This is a genomic window from uncultured Capnocytophaga sp., assembly GCF_937936315.1.
Taxonomy (GTDB): Bacteria; Bacteroidota; Bacteroidia; order Flavobacteriales; family Flavobacteriaceae; genus Capnocytophaga.
On the sequence record NZ_CALGWU010000032.1, the window covers coordinates 56,641 to 64,235 of the forward strand.

The window sequence follows — 7,595 nt, forward strand, 5'->3', positions numbered from 1 at the left end:
ATTATTCTAAGAAGTGTGTTTTACCTACTAAGAACAAAACAAGATAACCTACTACCATACTTATTATCCCTACAATAAGTCCCAGTTTCAACATATCGTTTTGTTTTACCAATCCTGTAGAATAAGCTATAGCATTAGGTGGAGTTGATATAGGCAAACACATCGCTGATGAGGCTGCTAACGCTATCCCTATAAGTACTGTTGAAGTACCTCCTATTTCTCCTAAGCTATCCCCCATCCCTTGGCAAATAGTTACCAAAATAGGAATTAGTAAGGCTGCAGCAGCAGTATTAGAAATAAAGTTACTAAGAAGATAACAAATAAGTCCAGAGGCAATCAATACTATAATAGGCGACCAAGACCCAAAAGGTATAGTATCAATCGCCAACTTAGCTAATCCTGAATCCTGAATACCTAAACCTAAGGCAAAACCTCCTGCTACCATCCAGATAACGCTCCAGTTAATTGACTGTAGATCTTTGGCTGTAATCACTCCTGTTGCAGCAAAAACACCCATAGGCACTAAAGCAACAGTATTAGCGTCAATGCCACTTACATTACTAGGTATCAACCATAAAAGAATGGTAAGGATAAAAGTGCCACTTACTACCCACATACGCCAACCGTGATGTACTTTTCCAAGAATGTGTAGGTTAATTGTTCTTTGAGTAAAAGGAAAGAATTTTAATATAAGTCGCCAAGAAATGAAAAGTAACAAAAGCACCAGAGGAAACATAAACGCCATCCATTCTCCAAAATCAATACCCATATTTAGTCCTTTTGGGTTGTTGAGAGCTTGTAGAGCAATAGCATTTGGGGGCGTACCAATAGGGGTCGCCATACCTCCTAGGTTAGCAGCAATTGGGATACTCATCGTTAGTGCGGTACGTCCTTTGCCACTCGCAGGTAGCGCTGCAAAAACAGGAGTAAGGAAAGTGAGCATCATAGCTGCTGTAGCAGTATTACTCACAAACATTGAGAAAATACCAGTAATGAGTAGGAACCCCAATAGTACATTCTCGCTTTTGTTTCCAAATGGACGTATCAAATTTTTAGCAAGCAATACGTCCAATCCAGATTTGGTGGCGGCAATAGCCAAGAAAAAACCACCCAAAAAGAGTATAATCACAGGGTTGGCAAAGGTTGCCATAATCTCCTTACTGCTGAGCAGCTTCCCAAAAACCTCACTCTCTTCTCCTTTAAAGAAGAACAAACTATGGTTAGAAACCGTCAAACACATCAAGGTGATGATACCCAATGATGTAGCCCATGAAGGAATAGCCTCGCTAATCCACATTAAGGTGGCAAATACAAAAATAGCGATAATACGCTGGTGAACCACTGTTAATCCATTAATATGAAAAACTTCAGCAGGAAGATTCCATACTACAGCAGTTACAATCACTATACACACCAAAGCAATAAGGTGTTTTTTTTCAAAGTGATTGGTCATTACATTTTCTAATTCTTTAGACATAATATTTTGGTAAGTTTAAAATTGAATTACAATTTAAAATAGCATCGACAAAGGTAAATAAAAAAGAATAACTACCAAAGAAAAAATAATATTTTTTTATAGTAATAAATGTAAAAATTTTAGGATATTATAGTACTTTAATATATCTTCTTATTACAAAGAAAGACAGTATAAAAATACATAAGGAAATAAATTATTTATAATGTTATACTCTCCATAATGAAACCTGTAATCTTTTGATATAAGAGTCCTCTATGACATCAATAATTGATAAAATATCAGCTGGAATACGGATGTGATGAGTGAGTAATTCGCTTAATATATTTTGAAGAGCTACAAGATATTCATTATAGATGATGAGTTCTTGGGCATTTTCAAGTGCTTTAACGATAATTATATTTGAGGAACACTCATCTTTCAGTTTACTAATAAACTCATTGGTAACCAACGCTATAATATCTTTCTCTGGGTGGTATATATCAATGCTTAATTCCTCTTGAATAATTGTAGCTGCTTCTTTTTCAGTAAGAGGAACTGCCCCATACATCCAATTGTCATCCCACATCTCCAACATTTCAATAACATCAAGTAAGCCATCAGGCATATCCATTCCTGCTTTTAAGCTAAATTGATAGTTGTAAAGAGCGACTTTTTCCGCATTATAGCCTTCTTTCCAAAGAGCTTGTAAGCCTTGGATATAATAAACAATGGCTTTTATTTCTTCTGAAGTCATTTTTTTACACTTAGTTTTTCTGGGGCATTAATAGGATTTCTTAGTTGTAAGTTAAGTTCAGAACGAGTGATTATATGGTTTGTATCTTCAAAATAGGCTTCCTTAAAGTACTCGCTATTATCTAAAAACAAAAACCATAAAAGTTCGCTACTCTCTTTATGGATAAGGTAAATAAAACCATCTCCTTCCCAACTACATTCACCTCCATACACTTCATATTGAGCATTTTCTACCACCATTTGCGGATAGAGATAAGAAACATAATCCGCTTCATTATACTTAAAATAACTATCTAAAGTAGATTGACACAATATACGCAGGAGATACTCTTCTCCTAACCATTGCCCTTCTAAAACAAGCATATCGCCATTGGGGTAAGCAATAGATTTGATCGTGGGGTAAGTATAATTTTTGAGAATGTTTTTGATATGTGGATGTATATTTATTTGAGTATTTTTAATAGTTCTTCTGACAAACGAAATTTGATAAGTGCCCATATCCAAAAGGCTCCTACGAGCAATGATTTTAAGCTGATATTCACCAGCGGGTGAAATGGGAAGTCCCAAAAGAAGAAACCTCCTATGGCTACGATACCAAAGAGAGTAGTCTGTAGAGTTTCTTTATAAAAAGGCTGTAAGTTGTATTTGCGATATACAAATCCCGATTTAAGAAGATTATACGAAGTAAAAGCTAAAAGAGTAGCAAATCCAGCTCCATTAATCCCATAAATAGGAATGAGCCACATATTCATTAAAACAGTGCCTATGACCAAGAAAACGCCCAAAAATAGCACTGTGCGATAGTAAGGAGAATTGAGTAATACCGCATTGCTGAAACCTACTAAGGCATCAGAGAGTTTTACTACGGATATGATGATAAGCACTCCAAGCCCTGTGCTATAATCCTTATCAGGCAAGAGGGCGTAACACTGTTGGGCATTCACCACAATAAGTACACAAATGACCATACTAACAAAGTAAGTGTTTACCGTACTGCGTTTATATAGGTCAGAAAGCTCATCACTCTTGTTTTGGTTCATAAACTGTGCCGTCAGTGGACTTACTATTTGATACATACTGCGGTAAGGAATAGCAATTACTGTTGCAGTAAAGATAGCCACATTATACACCGCTATTTCGCCAATGGGCAGGTATTGGTTGAGCATAAACTTATCAATATCCATCAATACAGAAGCTACCGACCCTGATAAAATCACAAAAAGGCTGTATAAAAAGACTTCTTTCTTGTTCTTTGGCAATCCCCAAGCAAATTGTGGTCGGCGTACATAGAAAGCGAAAATGAACATCAAGAGCATACGCAAGGCATACACCCAGAACACCCCCCACATCAATTGGTAAAAGTCAATAATACCAAAGTAAATGGCTACTAATAAAAGCATCACCCCTACCCTATGGAATACTTCTTTGAGGAAATTGCCAAAGACAGTTTTTAGCTGTACACGTGTCCACGCATAAGCAATCTCAAAGTAAGCCATTGCTACTGAAGTGAGGAAAATGAGTAAAACGTAATTGCGCACTTCTGTATTCTTTGCCGAAAGCCATTGAGCGATTTGTTCGTACCCGATTACCCCAATAAAGGTAGCAGGTACAATGATGAGCAAAGGTAAAAAGCAAAGCATTAGGTTGAATTTTGCTTGCTCTTCCTTATACTGGTAAGCTGTATAATAACGTACTAAAGTATTATTTACTCCAAAAGCGATAAGTGGAGAAAGAATAGTAGCAGTGGAAGTAACATAACTCACCAAGCCATATTGTGCTTTTGAAAGGAAGTAAGTAAATAAGAAAAGGGTATTGAGTGCCCCTATGGCAAACCCAAAATAAGTAGCCACTACATTCTTAAACGATTGACGGAGCACTATTCCCATAATGACTACATCTTAAAATTAAACTTGTTTTCAAAGAAAGATTGCCATTCGGGAGCTTTATTAACACCCATTTGGTAATATTGCATTGCTGTATGTTCATCACCAATACCATAGTAAGCTAAGGCAAGACGAAAATAATTGTTGAGTTCATGTGGATAAATATGTACTATATCCGCTACAATAGGTAATGCATCACCATATTTTTTGGTAAGGAACATCAAATCTACCCATTCGATGAGTGTAGAGTATGAATAATCTCCATTTTGTACTGCTTTGCGATAGCCATATTCTGCTTCTTCAAGATTTTGAAATTCAAAATAATTCAATTCAGCATAGCGACGCCAATAATAAGGCTCATTGGGTTCAAAAGTGAGTACTTTCTGAATATATTTTAGGGCTTTAGCGTGATTATGGCGCAAGTAATAAAAATCAGCTAAGGTAATCCACGCTTTGTCCAATTGAGGATCTTCGTGAGTAGCTCTAAAATAATACTCTTCTGCCTTAGCATCATTATGCATTTTTTCATAACAACGACCTATATGTAAGTAAGCTAAAGCCGAAGGGTCGTCTAAGGTAAGAGTAATCTTATAGTGCTCAATAGCTTTTTGATAGTCATTCATAGCTTCAAGCACACGAGCTTTCTCGAAATAAGCCCCCGTGAAAGTATCGTCACTGATAATAGCGAAATCGAGGCAACGCAAAGCATTTTTGTAATCACCAATAGCCAAATAGAGTCTGCCGAGATAATACCAAGCAACTTCACAATAAGGATTTTGATCTAAGTAATGATTTAAGAAAGAAGTAGCCTCTTGTACATCACCTAAAACTTCATAACAGAATACTAACTGTTGTAGCGCTGTATAGTCCTGAGGGTCTTGTTCTAAACATTTGATAAAATAGTTTTTAGCATTGGTATAATCCTCTACATAGAGGTATTCCATTGCTATTAAGGCATAAATATTGGAAGCATCATCAGTAAGAGTGAGGGCATATTGCAACAACTCAATAGCACGATGATGTTTATTCATTTTAGAATACAGATTAGCCTGCTGTGCGTGTACTTCGGCATTCATAGGTTCAAGCACGAGCAATTCATTGAGAATTTCTGACGCTTCCTCCAAACGGTCTTCAAACACCAGTTGCTCAGCATTTAGCAATTTCAGTGAAGACGCATTGGGGTGTTGCGATAATCCAATTTCTAAGGCACGTTTGGCTTTACTAATACGCCCATATTCTAAGTAATATTCAACTATTTCTTCAAATTCATCCACGTCAAAAAAGAGAATGTTATTTTCTTTGAGCATAGATTCAAATTTGCTAACGGCGTAGTTTTCTTCTTCTGGTAACATTTATTTTAATTAAGAACTATGAGGATATTCTTAGTAATACTTTACAAATTTCTTATCCTGTAAGGCAGTAAGTTGTTCTGCTATAAGGGTATTCATATAGTTTTGAAGCTCTTCCCTACTGTTATAAGTAGGTTTTGAGAGCCAATTTGGGAAGTCGAGAGTTTTATAATCTACTTCTTCATTGATGAGTTTTACAGCAGAAGCGCTGGCAATAATTGCTATATGAATCCAAAGTTGGGAAGAGGCGGGATATTCATCTATTTCTTCTAAATCGTTTAAATTTTCATTAACAAAATAGAGTGATAAATATCGATGAAAATAGTAATCAAAAGCCTCCTGAGCTCCTTTAGTGCTTTTGAAATCTCTTACAGTTTTAAAATGAGAGAAACACGCTTTACGCTCTTCTGGAGATATGGAAGGTATGGCTGCAATCAAACAAAAAGAATTTTCTATAGGATACCATAGATCAAAATTTTCGGCAAAAGGTACCGCAAGTACTTCTGGTAAGAAAGTTAGTAAGCCTTCGTATTGTTTGCTTACAAATAGACATCCTACAAGTTCATAAACAGTTTGTAGGTCTTTACTACTTTTGAGTGAAAGCTTTTTGCGGAGCTTTTCAAGGAGTTTTTGCTGTTTTGCAGTGGTACAATAAGGTGATAATATTTCTATATTCATAACGATCTAATAATTTTTTAAATAAGTTACTAATTTCTTTTCTACAAATTCGGTCATAGTATCAGCTTGCTTAATGACCTTAGGCTTGGCATATTCGTGGGCAAAGCAAAGTATCTGCTGAGTGTCGGGAGCATAGAGCAACTTGTCGCCATCGCCATATTTCCAAAACTCCCCAAGCACCAAATAGTCTTTGCCATTGAATGCATCGGTATATAAGTCGGTAAAACGGATTTCTACCCCTTCCAACCTAAGTTCCCCTATATGTTGGAAGAACAGAGAGAGTTCCTCTGAGAAAACAACACCCAAGTCTTGGCTCTTTTGGTTAATCTCCGCCAAAGGAATGCCTGCGGTAACCACATTATATTCATCAAAATCCTTCAGTACCTGCTTGGTAAGTTTGGGATATACCGCCGAAAGACGTTCCCAATCTTCAGGGGTAACGGTTTGCAGGCTTGTCTGCTCTGCTGTTGCCCTTTTCTCTTTGAGTTCTTTGAGAGAAGCGGAAACAGCTGCGACAAGCTCTGTATCAGTAGCCTCTGTGAACCATTTTTTTAGAGGAGCACTATAGCTTTTTAATCCTACTTTCTTCAAATAATCAGGAAGTGCTTTGGGATTTGTTTTTAGAAAATAAAATTCTATCATATTACGAATGAGAAAATCCTTGCTAAAACACATCGTTTTCCCACTCTTGATATAATCCATCTTGAGAATGCTAAAGTTCAAAAAGTGATCGTCCGCCAATGCCACTGGCGCGATTTCCTCCAAGGTAACACCTGCATCTTTTAGCGCTTTATGCGTGTAATTTAGCACGGTAAAGCTCGGCATTTCTTCCTCAAATACCATATCTATAATAGCGCAAAGCTTATCTAATATCTGCTGATACTTTTCAGAAGCAATTAACTGTTCCAATTGTTCTTTGTCTTTTTGCTCCATCGACATAACTGTAATGTTTTAATTGTTTTATCCTTCCAACTCCTTAGGATCTATCCCCAATACCTTGTGCCACGCTTGGGCGTTCTCACAGGTGGGGTCTATCCCTTTGCCTTTGGAATAAAAAGGCTCCCATTGCCAGTCCTCTCCTCCAGTACAGCCCACAGCGGCGTAGTTCATCAGGAATTCCTTAAAGTTATCGGCTAAATAAGTACCGAGATTGCTTGCACCATCGTGACTGAGGTATACAACCTTACCATAGTTCTCTGGTTCTAACTCAATAGCAATATAATCGCCGTTAACATTGATATGAAAACACAATTTGTTGTACCAAATGCGGTCTTCTGGGTCTTCGTAATTAGGGAAAACATCAGCTGCCCATTCCTTGCGATGTTCCTCATAATCCAAAAGCAAATCCAATCCAAAGAGCAATTCTCCACAATAGATGTGCGCTAAGGCATCGGGTATTATAGATTCATCTTCAATAGTTACATCATTCACATCCCAATAAAACTCCAAATGAGCAGTGTTTTCCAAAAGCACTTC

General features: G+C 37.0%; 8 protein-coding genes. All 8 read right to left on the reverse strand.

Annotated features, from left to right (window positions below; translation table 11 throughout):
- Nucleotide 1: 1 nt before the first annotated feature.
- A complete protein-coding gene (locus tag Q0162_RS05990; RefSeq protein ID WP_297890377.1) occupies nt 2–1,477 on the reverse strand; it encodes an SLC13 family permease in 1,476 nt (491 codons plus the stop codon).
- A gap of 205 nt (nt 1,478–1,682) precedes the next feature.
- Complete coding sequence (locus Q0162_RS05995) at nt 1,683–2,210, reverse strand: hypothetical protein (RefSeq protein WP_297890378.1); 528 nt, start codon at nt 2,208–2,210, stop codon at nt 1,683–1,685.
- Nucleotides 2,207–2,650 (reverse strand): hypothetical protein, encoded by a 444-nt coding sequence (locus Q0162_RS06000; RefSeq protein WP_367272169.1) that lies wholly within the window; start codon nt 2,648–2,650, stop codon nt 2,207–2,209. The genes Q0162_RS05995 and Q0162_RS06000 overlap by 4 nt, the downstream gene beginning before the upstream one ends.
- A gap of 2 nt (nt 2,651–2,652) precedes the next feature.
- Nucleotides 2,653–4,095 carry an oligosaccharide flippase family protein gene (locus Q0162_RS06005; protein WP_297890381.1) on the reverse strand — a complete coding sequence of 481 codons (1,443 nt, stop codon included), beginning with the start codon at nt 4,093–4,095 and terminating at the stop codon, nt 2,653–2,655.
- 5 nt (nt 4,096–4,100) lie between these two features.
- Nucleotides 4,101–5,444, reverse strand: a complete 1,344-nt coding sequence (locus Q0162_RS06010; protein WP_297890383.1) for a tetratricopeptide repeat protein — start codon at nt 5,442–5,444, stop codon at nt 4,101–4,103.
- Between the two features lie 30 nt (nt 5,445–5,474).
- Nucleotides 5,475–6,119: a DUF6707 family protein gene (locus tag Q0162_RS06015; protein ID WP_297890385.1), complete on the reverse strand. Its 645-nt coding sequence runs from the start codon at nt 6,117–6,119 to the stop codon at nt 5,475–5,477.
- 6 nt (nt 6,120–6,125) lie between these two features.
- A complete protein-coding gene (locus Q0162_RS06020; RefSeq protein ID WP_297890387.1) occupies nt 6,126–7,052 on the reverse strand; it encodes a hypothetical protein in 927 nt (308 codons plus the stop codon).
- Nucleotides 7,053–7,079: 27 nt separating this feature from the next.
- On the reverse strand, nt 7,080–7,595 hold a 516-nt coding region (locus tag Q0162_RS06025), incomplete at its 5' end, for an SMI1/KNR4 family protein (protein WP_297890389.1).